Origin of the sequence: Streptomyces sp. enrichment culture (assembly GCF_964272855.1) — a bacterium.
Classification (GTDB): Bacteria; Actinomycetota; Actinomycetes; order Streptomycetales; family Streptomycetaceae; genus Streptomyces.
Genome location: NZ_OZ186847.1, coordinates 902273 through 918973, shown reverse-complemented (window position 1 = coordinate 918973; position 16701 = coordinate 902273). Strand labels below are relative to the sequence as shown.

9 protein-coding genes and 2 pseudogenes are annotated in these 16701 nt (G+C 65.6%); 3 read left to right on the top strand and 8 right to left on the bottom strand.

What is annotated here, in order from left to right:
- Window positions 1-233: 233 nt before the first annotated feature.
- The 3 genes and pseudogenes from ACSU6L_RS03915 to ACSU6L_RS03905 form a co-directional block, all read right to left on the bottom strand.
- Window positions 234-874: pseudogene (locus ACSU6L_RS03915) on the bottom strand (transposase); the annotation flags it as partial.
- Window positions 875-924: 50 nt separating this feature from the next.
- Entirely contained in the window at window positions 925-1506 is a 582-nt protein-coding gene (locus ACSU6L_RS03910) for a GNAT family N-acetyltransferase (protein ID WP_437053540.1), read from the bottom strand.
- 423 nt (window positions 1507-1929) lie between these two features.
- A complete protein-coding gene (locus ACSU6L_RS03905; protein WP_437053538.1) occupies window positions 1930-2967 on the bottom strand; it encodes a hypothetical protein in 1038 nt (345 codons plus the stop codon).
- Window positions 2968-3969: 1002 nt separating this feature from the next.
- Between ACSU6L_RS03905 and ACSU6L_RS03900 the strand changes: the two genes are divergently transcribed.
- Together ACSU6L_RS03900 and ACSU6L_RS03895 are read left to right on the top strand one after the other, a co-directional pair.
- Entirely contained in the window at window positions 3970-4182 is a 213-nt protein-coding gene (locus ACSU6L_RS03900) for a hypothetical protein (RefSeq protein ID WP_437053536.1), read from the top strand.
- Between the two features lie 1011 nt (window positions 4183-5193).
- Window positions 5194-6333, top strand: coding sequence for a tyrosine-type recombinase/integrase (locus ACSU6L_RS03895; protein WP_437053534.1), 1140 nt, complete (start codon window positions 5194-5196; stop codon window positions 6331-6333).
- A 105-nt stretch (window positions 6334-6438) separates the two neighbouring features.
- Here ACSU6L_RS03895 and ACSU6L_RS03890 read toward each other — a convergent pair whose 3' ends face one another.
- The 4 genes from ACSU6L_RS03890 to ACSU6L_RS03875 are packed head-to-tail and all read right to left on the bottom strand — an operon-like array spanning window position 6439 to window position 14340.
- Window positions 6439-7065 carry a hypothetical protein gene (locus tag ACSU6L_RS03890; RefSeq protein ID WP_437053532.1) on the bottom strand — a complete coding sequence of 209 codons (627 nt, stop codon included), beginning with the start codon at window positions 7063-7065 and terminating at the stop codon, window positions 6439-6441.
- A gap of 25 nt (window positions 7066-7090) precedes the next feature.
- On the bottom strand, window positions 7091-9844 hold the full coding sequence (locus ACSU6L_RS03885; protein WP_437053530.1) for an RNaseH domain-containing protein: 2754 nt from the start codon (window positions 9842-9844) through the stop codon (window positions 7091-7093).
- Window positions 9831-13184, bottom strand: a complete 3354-nt coding sequence (locus ACSU6L_RS03880) for a hypothetical protein (RefSeq protein WP_437053528.1) — start codon at window positions 13182-13184, stop codon at window positions 9831-9833. Before ACSU6L_RS03880 ends, ACSU6L_RS03885 begins: the two co-directional genes overlap by 14 nt.
- A complete protein-coding gene (locus ACSU6L_RS03875; protein WP_437053526.1) occupies window positions 13174-14340 on the bottom strand; it encodes a hypothetical protein in 1167 nt (388 codons plus the stop codon). The genes ACSU6L_RS03880 and ACSU6L_RS03875 overlap by 11 nt, the downstream gene beginning before the upstream one ends.
- Before the next feature lie 356 nt (window positions 14341-14696).
- Here ACSU6L_RS03875 and ACSU6L_RS03870 point away from each other — a divergent pair, with 356 nt between their 5' ends.
- The gene (locus ACSU6L_RS03870; RefSeq protein ID WP_437064756.1) at window positions 14697-15593 is read left to right on the top strand and encodes a DUF5655 domain-containing protein; all 897 of its coding nucleotides are present in this window, start codon (window positions 14697-14699) and stop codon (window positions 15591-15593) included.
- Between the two features lie 155 nt (window positions 15594-15748).
- On the opposite strand, the pseudogene ACSU6L_RS03865 reads toward ACSU6L_RS03870, so the two are convergent.
- A pseudogene (locus tag ACSU6L_RS03865) lies at window positions 15749-16238 on the bottom strand (alpha/beta hydrolase); the annotation flags it as partial.
- Window positions 16239-16701 lie beyond the last annotated feature (463 nt).

Below are 16701 nucleotides of genomic sequence, written 5' to 3'. Positions count from 1 at the left end.
CTGAGTGCGGCGGGGGGGGGGCAGCCGCAGATGCCCGACCGCCTGCCCGTCAGGAGGCTCCATGTCCAGGTGCCACGTGCCGAAGCGCCGGATCTTGCTGGGCATGTACGGGGTGATGGTGGCCAGGTCGACCGGGTCGTCCTCCCAGCCAGCCTCGATGAGGTCGTTGACGATTCTGGTTCTGCTGGTGGTGAGGGGTCGGCCGCAGGTGGTGCAGGTGCCGGTCCAGCACCTCAGCACCTCAGCAGGTCCTGAAGGGCATCTAGGATCTGGTAGAGGGTTAGGCCGGCGGCCGCTTTTGGGCCGAGTCGCCGCAGGGTGAGGAAGGCTTGGGCGGCGGTGACGAGGGTGACGTGGAGGTGCCAGCTGCGCCAGGTGCGGCCTTCGCAGTGGTCCAGGCCCAGGCCGTGTTTGAGCTCGCGGTAGTCGTGCTCGATCCGCCAGCGCATCTTCGCCCATCGCACCAGGTCGGCGACCGGGGTGGTTGGTCATCCAGTAACCGGTCGGCTCATCGGCTTCTTCGGGCCGTTCGAACAGCAGCGTCCTCATGGGCAGCATGCCAATCCAGCGACTGCGTCCGCCTGCTTATTTTTGGGCGGTGCGGCTGGCTTCCTTCCCCCAGGGCCGCACCTGGCTCACGGGAAGTGCGAGGTCATCGTGCCTTGGCTGCCCTGCCGCCAGGTGACCTCCTAACACGGCGGCCTCTCAACGAGGCATGGCAGCGGCCGAGGCGCTCGCGGTATCGGGGTAGAGCTGGCGGTCCCAGGCCGCCGTAAGCGGGCTGATACGGCTCGGCGCCGGCAGGCCGTGCGATCTCCTTCGGGTCGACGGCCACGACATAGGACCAGCCGCGGCCTTCCAGCGCGAGCCGGAAGGAGACGCGCGGGACTTCACTCGGCCGAGCCTCGCTCTGCAGTCACTTTGTCAGCTTTCGTGGACACGGGCATGCAGATGCATGTCGTGCCAGCCATCGGCGTGGAGCAGTGCCCGACGCCGTACGCCTTCCAGGGCGAAGCCAGTCTTCTCAGCGATGCGGCAGGATGCGACGTTTGCCGTGGAGTGGCCGAGTTCTAGTCGATTGAATCCGACCTCTTCCAGTGCCCAGCTCGACACTCGAGCTACGGCCCGGGAACAGACGCCCTTGCCGCGGGCCTCCGGGGCGGTCCAATACGAGATTGCTGCTTGGCCACCCACTGTGACGATCGACTGGAGAGAGACCCGGCCGAGGACCTTGTCGTTGCTGGCATCGACCACGGCCCAGTGGCAGGCGGTCTCGTTCTCCCAGCCGCCGCGCCACTGCTTAATCCACTCTCGGGCTTCATCTTCCGAGTCCGCTCTGCGCAGATGCCAGTGCTGAATGCTCGGATCCTGAAACACTCGCGTGACAGCGGCTGCATCGGAAAGCAACCAGGGCCGCAGCAACGAGTTACCGTCGATCGGCAGTGTCGGCTGGGCAGACATGCTGAGGCCGCCGGGAGGCATGACGGGGGTGACCAGAGAAGGCATGAAAGACATCATGGCAAGCCCGCCTCTGGCTCGTGCTATCGGGCGTGGCACTGCTCGGCTGCAGTGATCCGGTGGGTTACTGACCGTGCAGTCGAGGATGAGAACGACGCGGGCAGACAGCTCGGCGAGCTGAGCGGTTACGAGGACGTCTATGCGTCCGTCGTTGTGCTGCCGGACTGTGTGGGCGGCCACCTCCACCGGCGCGGGTTGGCCGGTGGCCCGGCCGATGGGCAAGGCGGCACCGGATCCGTGATCTGTGACCGTCAGCGTTACCTTGATCCCGCGGGCGTACGTGGGGCTCCGTTCAGACAGCACTGGTCCACACTCCCTCGCCCTGTGGCCCGCCTCGCGGCCAGCAGTCCTTCGCTCGGTGCCTGAGAGCGCCGACGGTGATGCCGTCCAGCGCGAGTAGTTTTGTGAGCATCAAGAGGCACGGCGCGGTGGACGTGCTCGGCGCGCTCGCATCCCCTGGCCAGCTGTGGCAGCGCAGACGAGGAAGATCCGGTCAATGGGGCGGCCCAGGGCGAAGCGGATCTCGGCGGTACGCGTCGCTGCTGCGCGGAGGTCGGAATAGGTCGGCTCATCGGAGTGCAGCACCTCAAAGAGAAGAGTGCCGCTCTGACCGGAGCGGATGATGTCCGCGAGGTGCCCGTCCTCGGGCGCTCCGGTTTCCCAGAGCTGTGCCAGGAGCCGATGACAGAGTCGTTCGTGGATGGGCTGCTGCCTGTCGGCCGCCACTGCGGTCTGCAAGAAGCCCTCGAAGTCTAGGGAGGGTGCGGGAGATGAAGCTGTAGTCGATGCCGAGGACACGGTGGAAACGGTCTCCTGGGACGTAGAGGGCGGTGCTGAGGTTGCGCCCCCGCCGATGGGCGCAGGCAACGCGGCGTGGTGGACGATGCTGAGCGACTGGGTGCAGCGTGTCAGAGCTACATACAAGCCATGCATTCCCGACCGTGTTTCACCCGCGATGGCGGCGGGCTCCACGACCACGACGTCGTCGAACTCGATGCCTTTGGCTTCGTGTGGCTGGAGGATCGGTACAGTGCTGCCGTGGGTGGTGCTGAGTTCGGTGCGGAGCCTGTCTTGAAGACTCTGATCGGCCGGGACGATGACCGCTGTGGACCGCCCGTCCCGTGCTGAGGTGAGCTCTGTGACGCGTCCGGCAACAGCTTCTATCAGGTGTTCCAGGCTGCTTGCTCCCTGCACGTGCACCGCTTGCCCGCGGGCCGGCCGGACGGATCGGGCGACGGGTACGCGGGGTGCGGCAGCCCGGGCCAGAGGCTCGACGAACTCCGCGGCCTCGGGCGGGAGCCGAAAGCCGGCCTGGAGGACCTCGACCGTCCACGCCGAGCCTCCGGTCAGCAGCCCTGCCAGCTCGCGCCAGGAGTGATACTCGTGCGGTCCCCAGGAGTGATACTCGTGCGGTCCAGTGGCCTGGGCCAGGTCGCCGAGGATGGTCATGGAGCCCGAAGGGTATCGGCGTGCAAGGGCCCGTGCCTGCATCGGGGTCAGGTCCTGGGCCTCGTCGACGACGATGTGGGCGGAGGTACGCCGTTGGTGCGCGCCGTTGAGTAGCCATTCCAGCTCGTCCAGGCACACAAGATCAGCGGCGGTCCACGCTGCCTTGCCGGGCTTTGATCGCCGCAGCGCGGACCGCTCGTCGGCAGTGAGCAGCGTTGCTGCAGCTTCCAGCGTCTTGGGGCTGTCCCAGGAGGCGCGTGTACACGTCCGTAGGGTTCAGCCAAGGCCAAAGGTGTTGGATGAAGGCGGCGACCTCCTGGCTCGACAGAACGTTTTCCGGTGTGGCGCCGGGAATGGAGAGAGGGAGTTTGCCCGCCACGCGCAGGCGGAAGTTGGCCTGGCGTACGTTGAAGGGGCCGGACTCGCGCAGCGCCTCGCGGGCGATAGCGAGCAGGGCATCGGCGTCGGCTTCGTAGGTGCGGCCATTACATGCGAAGCGGATGAACGCCTCGTCCTCCTAAGCAGCCGTCAGCAGCGGTGAAACTCTGGCACGGTGGGGCCGGCAGTGCGCCTCCGCGGCCCGCCGCAGCACGTCAGCCATCCGGTCGTCACCTTGGAGGAAGGCCGCCTCGGGGGAGTCGGTGGCCATCGCGGATGTGGGACGGTCACCGGCCAGGAGGCGGTCGATAGTGAGGGTGGTGACGTCTCCTCCGCCGAGTGCGGGCAGGACCTGTCCAGCGTAAGCGAGGAAGCCCTGGTGCGGGCCCACGACGGGGACGTCTGGGCTGAGCAGTGCTGGTTGTCCAGTAGCCACATCGCGCGGTAGAGGCCCACTGCGGTTTTGCCGGTCCCCGGGCAACCTGGATGACCAGAGCGCCACGGCGTTGATGGGACACCAGCAGCAGTTGCTCGCGCTCCGGCCGCGGAACGCAGTCCTTCCTCGGCCGGCACGTCCGACACGTCGACTGGTAGGGGTTCCTCGGTCGCGGCTCCATCGTCCAGATGGGCGTGGTAGTGCGTCAGCACGAACTCGTCGAGGAAGTCGGTCACGGTCCACGGCTTCCGCCGCTGGAAGGCCAGTTTCCGCCGCAGCAGCAGGTCGCCGGGGTCTTCCTTGGTCGCCAGTCGCCACTCGATGGCCTGTTGCGCAGCGGAGGAGACGACCACCAGGTCGCGTTCGTCGTTCCACACAGGCTGTCGCCCGATGAGGAATGACTCGCCGCCACGAGTGCTGACCCGCATGATCACAGCGGCTCACCGCCTCGTACCCGGGCATTGACTTGTCCGCCTGACGCGCCGGGTGCCAGCATTTCATTGTACGCGCGGTAGACGGCGTCGGTCGCCGCGTCATGTGACTGCCGTTGCTCGAGGCACGTGTACGCGTAGTCCACGCCCCGCTGTTCCTGCGCGATGGCCGCACGACGCCCGGTACCCGCCATGCAACGCCGCTCCCGTCCCCCTGATCCGCACCTCAGCGAACCACTTGGCATCGATCTTGCTGAAACCGCAACTCATCACATCTACACCACAATTTCGATGCGCAATCGCTACATGGATGACGTGGTGGTGTCCTGAGGTAACTGGCTCGACGGCATGGCCGGGACCGCGGCACCGCATCCAGCGTCGCCGCAGTCTGAGGTGACCACGAGACAGCACGGGGCTGGCTATTGCGGCAGTTGACGCACCTGATTGTCCTCCGTCACCTTGTAGAGGTCGACGCGCAGCCGACGGTGGCGCAGCAAGGCCAGGCAGTCTCGCACTTGCGTGCTGAGAGGCCGCCCATCTGCCTGATGCATCATCAGGTAACTCAGCAACTGATCAGCATCAGTCTCCGAACATTCCGAGACGGCTGTCCGAACAGATGCCAGATCAGCGCTGTCACGGCAGCCAGGCTCTCGTGAAAGTGCAGTAGAGAGCCTGGTCGTGAGAGTCAACTGATGTTCCTCGACATCTTCGAGTTCGACGCGTGCCCGTGTACAGTGAACGACGCCCCTGACCTGCAGAAAGCTGGCGGGGAGCCGTCTTCTAGGAGTCCAAAGTGCTGCGAACTTTGATCAAGTCCAAGATCTAGCATTTGGACGTCTGCGCAGGTCAGGGGCATGATAGAGGACCCTCAGGTCAGCAAAAGGTCAACATGCGTCGCAGCCTCGTCTCCGCTCGCTGACCTTCCGCCCTCTGCGCAGCGCCTGTGCATGGTTCATCGCTCCCGCTCGGAAGGTTCGACACGTGGCTCGACAGCTCGCCCGCGGCATGGGCTCCTTCTTCAAGGAATGTGACTGCGCCAAGCCCACACGCTGCCCGCACCCGTACACGATTCGCTTCAGGGACGCGCTCGGCAAGCAGCGTGAGGAGTCCGGGTATGACACGCAGGACGACGCGATCGAGCGCCTCACGCAGATCTACGCAGAGAAGAAGAACACGGCGCCATCCGTCGCCGAGGCCCGCCGCGAGCTGGGCCAGCAGACTGTCGAAGAATACGCGAAGCAGTGGCGACCCCGACAGCGCAAGATGACGGAATACTCCACCGGAGAGCACGTCGACAGCTCGATCAATGTGCACATCGTTCCCCGCCTCGGATCCCGAAAGCTGAACTCTGTCACGCCAATCGTGGTCGAGCGCTTCTTGGACGAATTGGAGGCCGACAAGGTTGGTCGCGGAAACCAGGTGAACATATTCCGCACCCTCAAGGCCATCTTGCGTGATGCTTACGACAAGGGGGCCATGGTAGGCGACCCCGTAAAGGGGGTCCAAGAGCCGGAATACGTTCGCGAGAAGGTGGTCATTCCGTCCCTCGCTTACGTGAAGAAGGCGCTGACTGTCGCCGACGAGGATCTCGCGCTTGAGATCGTCATGATGGCGGGATGTGGCCTGCGAAATGGCGAGGCCCGGGCGGTGAACGTCAACAATGTCGTAGCGGACGACATCTACCGAGTGCACGAGCAGATCCATTCCAACACGCAGAGGCCGGCGAAGCTAAAGCATCGCAAAGCGGGAGAGTTCAGGGAGGTGCCTCTGCCGCGCTCGGTGCGGGAAGCGATAGAGCGCTACGAGGAGAAGCACGGCACCACGAAGGAGGGATATCTTCTGCGTGGGCCGAGCGGCTACTACACGGAGGGCATGGAACGACGTCGTGTAAAGAGGCTCTTCAAGAACCTTCCTGCGGAGGAAGGCGTTGGGATGTACAGCTTTCGGCATTATTTCGCCTCTAACGCGCTCGGGAGTGGCATACCCATCACCGACGTAGCGGAATGGATGGGCCACAAGTCCATCGAGGAGACGTATCGAACCTACCGTCACCTGATGCCTGGGAGTATCACTAAGGCTGCTCGAATTCTTGATGCCGGCCTCTGGGAATCTGCTGCTTGAAATCGTGGATCACTGCATTTCTGGTGGCCTGTGGTCCGGAGCCTGACATAGCCGAAAAGGCTGTCTCGGTGGTTTTGTGCCGGGACTCGCAGGATGACCTGCTTCTCACGCCCGGTGGGCATGGTGATCAAGCAACGCGGCATGCCCTGCCTGGGTGAGTCGGTACGACCAGTGGCAGGCGTCCTCGATGAGGCGGAGGCCCCGGGGACCGAGCCTGCGGGCGGCGGAGCGGCTGATGTCGAATTTGGGTAGCCCGTCGGGGCCTGCTTCGGTGATCTTTTGCAGTGTCTCGGTGATCCAGCGTGGCAGAACTGCGGGCGCGGTTGATTGATCCGGTCCGCTCGCCCGAACGGTTGCCCGCCCGAAGGGGGTGAGCCGAACCTGGATCTGGTTGGGGTTTCCCGCCAGCGCGTCGATCTGAACCACGCGGGTATGGAGCAGGTTCCGGCGGGCCAGAGCTGCGAGCGTGGAGCCTGCTCCCGCGTCGCGTAGTCCCTCGATGTCGAGGCGTTGCTGGCAGGGGGTGGGGACGGCCTGCGCGTGCATGGTCGCGTAAGGGATCCAGCGCCAGGTGTCGGCCGGCTCGCGGGGGAGACCGCGATGCCAGCGCTGACGCTGTTCCTGTTCGGCTTCCTGGTCGAGTTCATAGATGAGCGCGAGGTAGCGCTGCTGCCGGTGGTTGAGCTCGGACCAGAGTTGGCGTGCGGCGACCGTCCTCGGCTTGTGCTCCATGCGTCACTCGGGTTCTGTGAGGCGATTACCCGTCGTACTCGGTGATCGGTTCGACCAGGTAGTGGGGCAGCACGTGCTCGCTCACTTTGTGAGCGAGATGCAGGACGGCAGGCAACGCGAGCGGATCGGAGAAGTGGGACGCCTCGTATCGCTGCTGGTGGATGAGCGCGGCCCAGGCTGCCGGATCGTCGTCAGGCCCATGGCAGGCGACGAGGATCTCCAGGAGCGCTGGGTTCCAGACGTCATGAAGCGTGTCGTGTTTCATGCCGTAGATCTTGTCCTTGTTCTCGTCCTTGCCGGTGCATCCCCAGTGCGCTTCGAGGCGGGATCCCTTGGGTGAGCCGTTACCGGCGGTCGCCGGCTTCTTGCCAGTGCTGAAGAAGTGCCGGGGACGGTGTGGGTCTGCCCAGAATGCCGAGCCGACCCCGACGTCGCCCTGCTCACCACTCTCCGTGAAGCTGTAGTGCTGGCTTGTCTCGTCTCGCACGTTGGTGCGGAGGCGGATGTGGCGCAGACCCTTTCGACGATCGGCGGGGATGGGCGCTTCGGTGTTGAAGGCAAGCCCGTCGGAGGTCAGGTTGCCGTTGGTGAGGCCCGGGCAGCTGGATCTCAGGTTCTGTGCGAGCGTCAGCAGTGCGATGTCGGAGCCGTCGCACATTTCCTCGGTGACCTCCCGGAAGAACTCCTGAATCCGTTCGTGGGCCAGACGGCGTTCGATGTCGAAGTCGGCGAGGGTGAGAAGCCCTTGGTGGATGGGCATCCACGCGCCGTCGTGCGGAAGACGGATGCGCGCGAACGGTTCGTCGGGCGCGTGAGAGACGGCAAGGGGGAGGAGGGCGCGGCTCTCCTTGTTGCGGCGGACGACCCAGAACCCCACGGTGGTCACGTCACCCAGTGGGCTGTTCGCCGTGCCGGGGGCCGAAGGGTGTGCCAGGAGTCCTGTCTGGCGCACGAGGAGGTCCATGACAGATTTCGCGACGCGCTGGCGGCGAGTGCCAACGGTCTCCTGGCCGGGCAGCGTTCCAGTCGGCTTCGGTGGAGTGATGTTCTGAGCCAGCACGCCGATGGAGGCCGCTGCTGCCTTCACGGCCTGCTTGGGGTCGTGTTCCGCAGCGTTGTACGCGTCCGCGTCGGGCATCTCGATCAGAGCGAACCGTTGATGGCCGGAGGGGCAAGCCAGGCGTAGGCGCTCGACAGTCGCGGCCCGGCGAGCTGTGGTGGCTTGGCGGACCCGGTCCTTACGGTTCTTGATCGTGCTATCGACCTGGAGAGGAGCAGCGATCTCGCCTACTGGCTGGGTCCTGACGACGACGCTGAGGCCGTCCGTCTCGAGGACGTATTCGTGGCGGGAGTCGCCGGCTTGATCCTGTCGCACCTGTGGCACTGTCTGGCCGAAGGCCGTGTGTAGCGTCGCCAGCACTTCGTCTCGGATGGTGGCGGTGTTCCACAGCACGTCGACAGCAATGCCCTGGGGGATCGCACGAGCCAGGGCCGGCTTATCGATGCTCAACAACTGGTCGGCTGACGGGCGGGGTCGCACCGAGACGGGGATGCGCCGCAGGGGAGTCTCGGGCTTGGCGACCGCAGACAGAGCAGCAGCGAGCTGATGGAAGATCTGCCAGCGGTCGCGGGCCGAGACACCCTTGCCGACGGAGTGCTTGGCGTACTGGCCAAGACCATCACGGAAGACCACGCCGGCGAGGGGAGATCCGCCGCTGGCTGGCTTGAAGAAGGCGTATGGGTCAGCAGCCAGTTCGGGGGCTGACGGGAGGTAGCGATGTGACGTGTAGCGGGCGAGGGTGTCGGCGAGCACGTCGTCCCACACCATCTTCCCTTCCTTCTTGCCCTTGGGCCCTGGCTGCCACTTCATACGGGCCTTGCCGAAGGGGCTGGTCGCGTTCGCCCAGGGAGAGGGCGTGAAGAGGTAGGCGGTGACGGCCCGCTTGCCGTCCCAGACGTTGCCACGTGCCCACCTTCGGATACCGACACAGGCGTGGATCAGGCATTCCGAGGAAGGGTCGAGGGCGTGGTTCTGCGCAGTCAGACGCCATGTGTATGACCATGGATAGGGCGTTTCGTTCTTGCTCTCGTACACGTAGGGAGGCCAGGAGATCAGTTCAGCTCCCTCGTCGGCCGCGACGCGGTGCCACCGTGAGGTGCCGTAGTTCTTGAGTCTCGCGGGGGTGCCGGCCTCGTCCCATTCCCAGCCGGCATGGTCCACTTGCCATCCTTCGCTGACAAGTCGGGCCGCCAGTAGATTTGGCAGGACCTTGTACTCGGCGTCGCGAAGAGCCCGGTCCTTATCGATGCGCAAGCTCCGCAGGCCGCCGCGCAGATCGGACGACTCGAAACTCTCCAGCACAGAGACGAGCTCCGTGATGTCGATGGGCTCGGGGCGCCCTCGAAGACGCGCCTTTTCGTTCTTCGACAGAGCGGCAACGACAAGACCGCTGCGCACCAGCTCGACGATGAGTTCCCCGTCGGGCGTCGGGCTGCCGTCCTGGTGGTTCCAGGCCAGCCACACTTTGCCCTGGCGCCCCGAGCTGTTGCCGACGAGCACGTGCGGGAGGAGTGCGGCGATGCCCGAGGTGACAGCCCACAGCGGAAGCCCGTGCCATTCTTCGTCGTCATCGCCCTGCCGCGCACGCTGGAAAACACGCTTGTGCAGTTCGCGCGCCCAGATCTGGGGGAACTCGTAGGCGTAGTACGCGCCCAGGGGTTCCTCGTCGGTGGGCTTCAGGACCAGCGCCATGCGCTGGAGGCGGTCATACGTCGCCACGGTATTGCTCCAGGAGGTTGTGCAGCCCGTGCTTGAGAGGCAGGTACAAGGGGTTGGCGATCTCGGCTTCCGGCCCGGACATCGCTTCCTCCATGGCTCGGTACATGCCGAGGAGGATGCTGTCGTCGCTACGCGGATTGAAGGCGCCGTCACAGAAGTAGATTCGACCGCAGGCCGCGCCCCGCAGCATGCGGCCGGCGATCTGGTTCAGCGGGGGGATGTTCGTCCAGTCCATGGCCCGGCGCTCGAACGAGTCGGCTTCGGTCAGGGAGTACCGCAGAGACTCCTCGAGTCGGTCAGCCCACCGACGATGTGCGATGCGCTGGAACATTTCCGCTCGTGCACCCAAGGACGCGTCCGGCAGTCCAGCAGAGGGCATACCGTCGCGGATCTCCTCGATACCCCATCGGTTCATGGACTGGATGTGATAGCTGAGGTCCTCGGGGTGCAGATGAGGCCTCACGAGATACAGGGCAGCCCCGAGTGCTGCCACGTGATCGTCGTTGAGGATGTTGTGGCCGCGCTCGATGGCGAGCATGGGCGTGATCAGAATCCAGACGTCTCGGTGACGTGCAAGCGTGGAGACCCTGCTACGGGCGAGTGAGTCGTTGTCCCAGTGATGGGTCCCACGGTCGTCATCCGGAACCATGTGCATGATCTGGCCGGCCCATTCGGGGCGCAGCTCAACCAGCTTTCGGTGTGCGAGCCTGGCCTCTTGGTAGTTGCCAACCAACAGCAGCAATCGGTGTCGGCTAAGTTCCAGCTCATCGCGGATTCGCTCCAGCGTGCTGGGGCGTACACCGCGTGGGCCCGGCTGCGCGGTGCAGAAGTCCGCGAGCAAGTCCGCCAGGGCGTTTGTGCGTTCGTCTCCGAGCTTTCCCGACACCACGCGCTCGTAGGTGCGACCGTTCGGCCCCCTGCCGATCGAGGGCAGGTAGAAGCACTCGATGCGTTGGTCGACGGGGATCTTCTCGGCGGCGCGAGAAGTGAGGATGCCGGAAACGGGCACCTGGACGTCGTAGCGTGGCGAGTTCCCTGCCCAGCTGGTCGCCGACAGAAGGAGTACGCCGGGGGGTGCCTCATCGTCAACAGAGTCGCCGAAGAGGCGGGGAAGGTTCAGCAGCAGCGAACGGCCGATTCCCGTACACCGGAAGAAGCTGAGAGTGCCGAGCCGGTCGGCCGGAGCGTGCTCGTCCTCTCGGTACTGGAAGCCCAGCAGGTTGCCCATGGGACTCTCGGGCACCAGTGGCAGATATTCGGCTGGCGGGCGGTGCACGAGACTGGAGGACATGCCCTCGGCACCCGTCTCGCTTTCCACCTCCCAGCTGTACCTGGTCAGGTGGTCGAGTTGCTTTGCCAGCAGGGCAACGGTCATGGCGACCTGAAAACGGATGGCCAAACGACGGCGTGGCTCCCCGCCCGCGACGATCACGTCGCTGTCCTGGCTCAACCAGGCGATGAGCTGCTGCGTGATGCGGCTGGTGTCGTCGTACCCGCGAGCGGAGATCTCGCACAGGGCAGCCACCCGTGGGTCGCTGCCCGAGTACGGCCGACCGGGGTCGGTCAGCCACTCACGCAGAACCGCCCGCCACCGCGCGAACAGCTCCTCGTCTACCTTCCAGCGAGCACGTCTGCCCTGGCTCTCCGCCTTCTCCGACGGGTCCTCGGAACCTTCCTCCTTCGGTGGCCGCTTCGAAATCTCAGCCGCGAGCTGGGCGCCCAGCCGCCATTCGTTGAAGTAGCCCTCGCGTAGCCACTCCCGTACATGCCTGTGCTCACCCAGGAGAGCCCGCAGCCGGGCCACAAGCATTCCTGCGGAGTTGATCGAGATCGACCACTGGCGGACCGTCGAACTGGTGGTCAGATGACGCCCGTGGTTGGCACGGTTGTGCTGCTCGAACAGCGGACGGACCTCGTCGAGGTACGCATCCTTCCCGGGCCCGGCCAACGTCTGCGACGGGCTGAAAATCTCGTCGAGCTGGATCTGCACTCGATCCGCCTCGTCGAAGGCGAAGGTGTCACTGCGTTCGTGCGCGAGTTCCAGATACCGCTTCTGCTCATCGGTCAGCTGCGCCGGCACACGGCAGTGCAGGAGGCTTTGTGCTGTCGCCACCCAGATGGGGGCCTTGACCAGGGCCCGTGCCGCCTCGTGACGTCCGCAAGCGTGGAACAACGGACAGGAACATCGCTCCGGTTGCGTTCCTTCCTTCGACGTGCCTTGGTCGTCCGGCACTAGCTCCAGCCGCCCGAAGCATGGTGCGTCTCCCAGGGCCAACGGAGCTGTCAGGTCGGGCAGCGTCCCCTGCAACGTGCAGGCCGTCGACACCCAGTGCAATCGCTGGTCTTGCAGCAGCTCGACTCCGACAGTGCGCGGGTCCGGCGGCCGGTGGAGCTGACGGAGGTGCTGACCACGTGTAGAGGCTCCCAGGATCGGTGCGGCGGAGGCGGGTGCGTAGCGATTCAGGTCGCCCACCATGTTCAGCACCGCGATCACGTCGCCCAGCACCAGGGTCATCGTGTGACGGTGCCGCGCCGCCCAGACCGCCAGCACTGTCAGCAGCGTGGTCTTCCCAACGGCGGGCATGCCCACCACGTGCAGTACGTCTTCGATCAGCAGGCGTCGCGCTGGCCGAAGGCCCCGGCGCTTACGGAGGTGGAGTTCAAGATCCAGGATGCGGCCGTGCCAGTTGAAGTGGAGGCCGGCTGTTGCGTCCACCGCGTCCATCCTCTTGGCCGTTGCCAGCAGGGAGGACCAGTTGATCCGCATGCGACGCCGACGCCGGCCTTTTCCATGGCTGTGGCCTGGTGCGGGAACAAGCCAACGCGGAAGGCGTACGCGGTAGCGAGTCCCGTCCGCGGTGAATGTGTAAGAGGTCTCCGGTTCCGCCAGCACTGCCGTCTCACGTCGGTGCTCAGGGGGGCCTGCCAGGGCTTCGGCGTAGGCAGCCACGCGTTCCGGTCCATCGGACAGCTCCCTCTGCACCGGCGGGGCGTCCCAGTCCTTCACGGTGAACAGCCGAAGGTGTTCTGGAAATTCCTCGTACGATGTGAGGGCTTCGTGCCAGTCCTGATCCTTCTTGAGCTCACCGATCAGCCAGCGAACCGAACAGTTCATTACCGGAGCGGCAGCGTCTGTCACCTTCGGCCGAAAGTCGTAGCCCTTGAGTAGAGCCCATCCATCACGCACGGATGCTTCGGGCGCCCATACCGAGAGGGCGTACAGGCCAAGTTCGAGCGCCAGAGCGTGGCGAAGCTCAGACTGACTGGCTCCCGCCTGCTGTGCGGCCTTGCCAAGCCGCCTAATGAGCCTCCGCCGCCACTCGTTACGATCACGGGCCACAGGTCACCTCACCAGGGGCACCGAGGTCGGGGCACTGCTGAATCAGTCCCTCCAAAGTGGCCACCTGGACGTGTGGCTGGTCGTGAAGAGCGCTGCTGTGCTTGCGCAGGATGCGCAGGTATCCGTCCCTGCCACGCGTACGGTCCTGCGGGACCGCGATGAATCCCTTGCTGTAGGCGTAGGGATGCGCGCCGGACCAATCCGGGAACTTCTTGATGCTGCGGGCGAGGAGGAAGGGATTCCTCCAATCCTTCACGTCTACACCGATCGCATAGCCATCAGGCCAGGTCGCCACAGCGTCGAGGGCGTCGTAGCCCGGATACATCACAACCCGAGCTCCCCTGGCCGCCAGCCCCTCGGCGAATTCCAACTCTGGGCGCCCAGGAAGAGCGATATAGCCCACAAGATCTGCTCGGAGGCGGTGCGCGCCGTCAGCCGGCTTGAGTTCGGGTACCGAACCGAAGCGGTACGCGGCGCAGCGCCAGCTCGGACATGTCCACTGGCCGTCACCGCCTGGTGACATCCACTGTCGACAGCGACGACACACCGCGATTTTGCCGCTCAGGGTGCTCTCAGGAGGAACCGGCTCGTAGGACTCGTCGAGCCACACGGCCCAGGACGGTACGTCCAGGAAGCGATTCTTCTGCTGCACCATCTCCATGGCCGACAGGACGGTCCTCCCCGTCAGCAGCATCCGCCAGTGTGCGTACAGGTCCGGGCGCCCCAACGCCCTGGCGACGTCCTTCACGTGGTTCACGAGCGCACTCTCGTGTACGTCAGCGACGACGTCTCGGGAAGCCCGCACCCATTCCTGGCAGAACTCGCTCGGCGAGCCGTCGATAAGCAGCAACTCACCGTCAGCCTGGGCGTCCGGGTCGAAGACGAGGGGCCACTCTCGCATCGGTCGTCTGGCGCACCACTCCCAGACCAGATCCCCCACGCCGGTGGGCGCAGCGAGGCCCTTACGGACACAGGCGACCGAAAGTTGATCAAGGCCAAGTTGCAGGCGGCCGTCGTATGGCCGACGTCGATCAACATGCCCACGCCACGAAGAGAGGCTGACCAGTCCAGAAGCCACGAGGCTGAGCAGCACCTGCGATTCCCGCTCGGGGCTGCTGCGACCTCCATGGCTGGGAAGAGTCCCCAAGATCGACACGGTGCCACGGTAGAGGTCCTGCGTTGCAGCGGCAGGAGCAGGATCGATTCACCGCGTGCTAGATACACTCACTTGGATTACATGGGCTTAGCGGCGGCTGGTGATCGGCGCGGATCGCCAGGGGCCAGCGAGCTGAGCCGACGTCAATCCAGAGACAACCTGTCATCACCCCTGCTCACCTCTACCGTGCTGGGATGGCATACGGTCTCCGTGCAGCCGGGACCGTCTTCCTGCGAGAAGGCGTATGACATCTTGGCGTGCCCGCCCGCACACTTTCTTCACGGCGCCGTCGGGCCCTTGCGGAAACAAATCCACACGTGCCTGACGTTATTGATCTACTGGCCGAGGAGGGGAAGGTGTCGGGCCTGAGGCTGTTCCGCACGAACATGACGAAGGGCGGCGTGGCGGAGGTCGCGCCGCGTCTTGCTGAGGTCGAGGCAGATGTGCAGGGTCTCGTCGAGGCGCAAATGGAGACGCTGCTGGGGGTCCGTTTCCTGGCGAGCGAGTACAGCACGGGGCCGGTCCATGGGGGCCGGATCGACTCGCTCGGGCTGGACGAGAACGGATCACCGGTCGTCGTCGAGTACAAGCGCGGGGTCGACGCCGGCGTCATCAATCAGGGCCTGTTCTATCTCAGCTGGCTGGTGGACCACCGGGCTGAGTTCGAGTACCTGGTCCGCGACCGGCTCGGGGCAACGGCCGCGTCACAGGTCCTGTGGAGCGGCCCGCGCCTGATCTGCATCGCCGGCGACTTCACCCGCTACGACGTGCACGCCGTTCGCGAGCACCGGCGCTCGATCGACCTGGTCCGCTACCGACTTTTCGGCAGCGACCTGCTCGGGCTTGAGACCGTGGCGTCCGTCAGCGGCGGCACGCTGGCGTCCCGCCGGGCTCTCCAGCAGGTGGTCACTCGGGTCGCAGCCGGCGTCCAGGGCGTGTCGATGGTGGAGCTGGCGAGCGCGGTCGACGAGGCGTTGCTCGGACTCGGGGATGGTGTGAACCGTGTCGAGCGCAAGACCTACCGGGCCTACCAGCGGCTGCGGAACTTCGCCTGCGTTTGTCCTCCACAACGGAGCAAGCTCCTGGTCTACCTGAAGGTCGACCCGAAGGGCGTCGACCTTGTCCCGGGCTTCACCCGGGACGTGTCCGGTCTCGGTCACCACGGGACGGGTGATCTGGAGGTGCAGCTCCGTACGCCGAGGGACGTGGAGCGGGCGCAGGATCTGTTCCGGGCGAGCTACGCGGCGGCGTGACCCTCTGCCGGCCTCTGGGCCGTGCGGGCTTCGCGGGTGGTCTGTGGTCGTCGGGAGATGCCTTTCGACGGAGGGGCCGGCCGGGGCGGTTGCGCACCTGCTGGCCACCGCCGCCTACGGTCTGCTGCTGGCCTGATGGCAGGGGTGGTCGGCGGCTAGCTCAGATGCCGGGTAAAGAACTTGGCCGCGGCGTCCCCCGCGTGCTGAGGACGCCGGTGTGCCCGCCCATATTGGCGTGCAGGGTCTTCTCCTTGGAGCCGAAGGCGTCAAACAGGTCCAGGGCCGCCTGCCGGTCGTTCCCTTCGTCATCCCACTGCAGCAGGACGTGCAGCGAATGGTGACCTGGCGGGCCTCCTCGAACGTGGCCCGGGGGACGAAACTCCCGGTGAACAGAACGGTGGCCGAGGTGCGCGGCCCGCCCACCGCAAGGCGAACGCCGATGGAGATCACTCCCCCCTGAGTACCCGACCGGGCCGCCGATCTCGGGCAGCGCGAGGAGGGCGTCAAGGGCGGCCTGCCGTTCCGGGACCGCCTTGTCGACCAGGGGGAGGATGAGGGCGTGTCGATGATCTCGTCGCTGACCGGCTCGCCGGCCTCCAGCGCCCGGCGCAGGCCGGCGAGGGCATGCTCGGCGGCGGGCAGCCGCAGCAGGGTGCGCATTCCGGTGTCGAGGTCGGTGAGCGGCGGCCCCGTCTGCAGAGCAGGTACCTGCTCACCGGCTTCCACCGCTTCGAGGACGAATGCGGTGACCTCCGCGACGGTGGGCAGGTCCTCAGGCGCTGGTCTGAGGTCTGCGGTCATGTCGGTGTGCAAGGCCAGGCGGGCTCGCATGGCGAGCAGATGGGCCATAGCGTTGGCGGGCGGGTCCGCGTCCAGCAGGTGGTCGATCTTGTCCGTCAGCAGGCGCTGCCAGCGGTACAGGTCCTCTGCGGTGATCGCGGTGAGGCCGCGCACCAGTGCCCCGAAGCCGTACTCGAGGAGCACGACCGCGTCTTCAAGGATTCCCGGGTCCGTGAGGGTGTCAACGGCGGTGACCGTGTCGAAGAAGTTGCGGGCCAGATGGTCCGCCGGGTGCATGTCGCCCAATCCGCGCAGGGTCGCCACGACG

Bases quoted from the DNA above. Each gene is read 5' to 3' on its own strand.
- ACSU6L_RS03905 (WP_437053538.1), bottom strand. From the start codon at position 2,967: ATGACCATCCTCGGCGACCTGGCCCAGGCCACTGGACCGCACGAGTAT.
- ACSU6L_RS03910 (WP_437053540.1), bottom strand. From the start codon at position 1,506: ATGCCTTCTCTGGTCACCCCCGTCATGCCTCCCGGCGGCCTCAGCATG.
- ACSU6L_RS03890 (WP_437053532.1), bottom strand. From the start codon at position 7,065: ATGGAGCACAAGCCGAGGACGGTCGCCGCACGCCAACTCTGGTCCGAG.
- ACSU6L_RS03900 (WP_437053536.1), top strand. From the start codon at position 3,970: ATGGGCGTGGTAGTGCGTCAGCACGAACTCGTCGAGGAAGTCGGTCAC.